At 69.3% G+C, this 2,550-nt stretch carries 3 protein-coding genes; 2 read left to right on the forward strand and 1 reads right to left on the reverse strand.

All coding sequences use genetic code 11. The annotated features are described in order from the left end of the window. The coding region (locus B8460_RS12730; RefSeq protein WP_048861978.1) for a hypothetical protein at window positions 1–180 on the forward strand (180 nt) is incomplete at its 5' end. Between the two features lie 79 nt (window positions 181–259). Here B8460_RS12730 and B8460_RS12735 read toward each other — a convergent pair. Beyond that, window positions 260–616: a response regulator gene (locus tag B8460_RS12735; protein WP_199445640.1), complete on the reverse strand. Its 357-nt coding sequence runs from the start codon at window positions 614–616 to the stop codon at window positions 260–262. Between the two features lie 243 nt (window positions 617–859). On the opposite strand from B8460_RS12735, the gene B8460_RS12740 reads away from it, so the two are divergent. Continuing rightward, window positions 860–2,395: an ATP-binding protein gene (locus B8460_RS12740; RefSeq protein ID WP_048861980.1), complete on the forward strand. Its 1,536-nt coding sequence runs from the start codon at window positions 860–862 to the stop codon at window positions 2,393–2,395. The last annotated feature ends 155 nt before the right edge of the window (window positions 2,396–2,550 follow it).

The following is a 2,550-nucleotide window of genomic DNA, read 5'->3' on the forward strand; positions in this document are numbered from 1 at the left end:
GGCTGGTCGCGCGGCGGCGGGTTCCATGGCGGCGGTGGCGGCTTCGGTGGCGGGCGCGGCTATGGCGGCTACCACGGCGGCGGCCATTTCGGTGGGGCGCCGCATTTCGGTGGAGCGCCGCATTTCGGCGGTGGCGGAGGCGGCCACTTCGCCGGCGGCGGAGGCCACGGCCGGGGCTGATCGGCGATCGGGGAGGCTGGCGATCGGGGAAGACGGCAATCCGGGGCGGGGCGGACGTGCCGCGCCCGCCCCGGGATCGTCACTCCTCCGTCAGGCGCCGCACCGTCGCTGCGACCTGCGACGGCAGATAAGGCTTGGCGATGAAGGCATCGAGGTTGCCCTGAGTGGTGTCGGCCATCGTGTCCGGCCGGCCGGTCATGTAGATCACCGGCAGCGCTGGGCGCGTCGCCCGCGCCTTGCTGGCCAGCGCCAGGCCGTTCAGCTGGCCCGGAAGCTGGATGTCCGTCAGCAGCACGCGGATCGACGGGTCCTGTTCCAGCACGCCCAGCGCCTGGTCACCTGATTCCGCTTCGAGAACGTCATAGCCGGCATCGGTCAGCGCCTCGGCCAGGGTGAGGCGGATCAGGAACTCGTCCTCCACCAGAAGGATCCGCATCCCGCCTTCGCCGCCAGGCCGCGTATCAGCGGGATCGGTCATCGGCATCTCGCGACGTGTCCGTGGGTCATTGCCGCACTCGTGCTGGGAAAGAGACGAATCTGCCAAAACATGGATGCGCCGGAACCGCCTGATGTTGGACTACGTTCACCCCAACGTTCCGACGGTGACAAGCGTCAATGCTCTCACTTTTTCGCGGCCGGCGTGGCGAACGGGACACGACATTGGGATCGGCAGGAGACAATGACGGCACGTGGCCCGGCTCAAATCGGACGACCGGGATTTGCGGGAAGCAGCGACATCTTCTTCGCCGCCGTCGCGCTGACCCGCATGCCGATGCTGGTGACCAATCCGAATCTGCCCGATAATCCGATCGCGTTTGCCAACAAGGCATTCTGCGAATTAACCGGCTACCGGCCGGAGGAAATCGTTGGTCGCAACTGCCGGTTTCTCCAGGGGCCGGACACCGATCGCGGGACGATCGGGCGGGTGCGCGACGCGCTTGCCCGCCGCACCGACATCGCGGTCGAGGTGCTCAATTACCGGCGCGACGGATCGCCGTTCTGGAACGCGCTGTTCGTCAGCCCCGTGTTCGATCAGGACGGTGCGCTGTTGTATTATTTCGCCAGCCAGCTCGACGTGACGCGGCGGCGGGATGCGGAACTGGCCCTGGCACAGGCGCAGCGGCTGGAGGGGCTGGGCAGTCTCGCCGGTGGCGTCGCGCATGAGTTCAACAACCTGCTCACGGTCATCCGCGGCAATCTCGAGCCACTGCTCGACGGGGCCGACGGCGACGACCGCGTGGCGAAGCGGCTGATGCGCGTGCAGCAGGCGGCCGAGCGGGCGGCGAGCCTGACGCATGCCATGATCACCTTCGCGCGACGGTCGCGGCTCGAGGATCAGCGGCTCGACCTGCCGGAAATGCTCGACGAGATGGCGCCGACGCTGCGCCAGATCGCGGGGCCGCGCATCGACCTCAGCATCGACACCACGCAGGCGGGAGCGGCGCCATATGTGATGGCGGATGCCGAACAGCTGCGCACGGCGCTGACGAATATCCTGCTCAACGCCCGCGAGGCGATCGGGGAGCTCGGATCGGTACGAATCGCCGTGAGCGAGCGCGCCGTCGCCGGGCGGCCGACTGACCTTGTGCTCACCGTCACCGACGACGGCCGCGGCATGCCGCCTCCGGTCGCGGCGCGCGCGATCGATCCGTTCTTCACCACGAAGCCGCCGGGCGCGGGCGCGGGCCTCGGCCTGTCCATGGTCTACGGCTTCATGCGCCAGACCGGCGGGCGCGTCGATATCGAGAGCCACGAAGGGCAGGGGACGACGGTGACGCTCGCCTTTCCGGCGCAGTGCGGCGCACCCGACGACGTGCCGCGGGCGCGCGGGCGGGAGACGGTGCTGGTCGTGGACGACGATATCGACCTGCGCGAGCAGGCGGCGACGCTGTTGCGCGATCTCGGCTACGACGTGATGACGGCCGCCACCCCCACGGCGGCGCTGTCGCTGCTGCACCAGGGCGTGACGATCGACCTGCTGCTGACCGACCGCATCATGCCGGAGATGACCGGCGACACGTTGCGCGAGCACGCGCGGGCGAAGCGTCCCGACCTGCCGGTACTGATCTCCACCGGCTTTCCGGCACAGGACGATGCGGACGGGCCGGTGCTCAGCAAGCCGTACGCCCTCGCGACACTGGCCGCGCGCGTCCGCGACGCCCTCGACGCCAACCGCCCCCGCCGCTCCCCCCCGGTGCCGCCCGCCGAGGGGTAGCCACGGAGCGGCGCCCTAAAAATCACTTTGACCAGAACGCCTGCCGACCACGCGCGGGCGCACGCCATGACAACGAACAACACGGGATTCACCGCCTTGGCCTTTGAGGCTCACGGCGCGTTTACTGCGGCGGCGGCGGTCATCGCGTCTGCTCG

It is taken from the genome of Acidisphaera rubrifaciens HS-AP3, from assembly GCF_000964365.1.
GTDB lineage: Bacteria > Pseudomonadota > Alphaproteobacteria > Acetobacterales > Acetobacteraceae > Acidisphaera > Acidisphaera rubrifaciens.

What these genes read in the sequence shown, in the direction of transcription:
- B8460_RS12735 (WP_199445640.1), bottom strand. Translation starts at nt 616, where the DNA reads ATGCGGATCCTTCTGGTGGAGGACGAGTTCCTGATCCGCCTCACCCTG.
- B8460_RS12740 (WP_048861980.1), top strand. Translation starts at nt 860, where the DNA reads ATGACGGCACGTGGCCCGGCTCAAATCGGACGACCGGGATTTGCGGGA.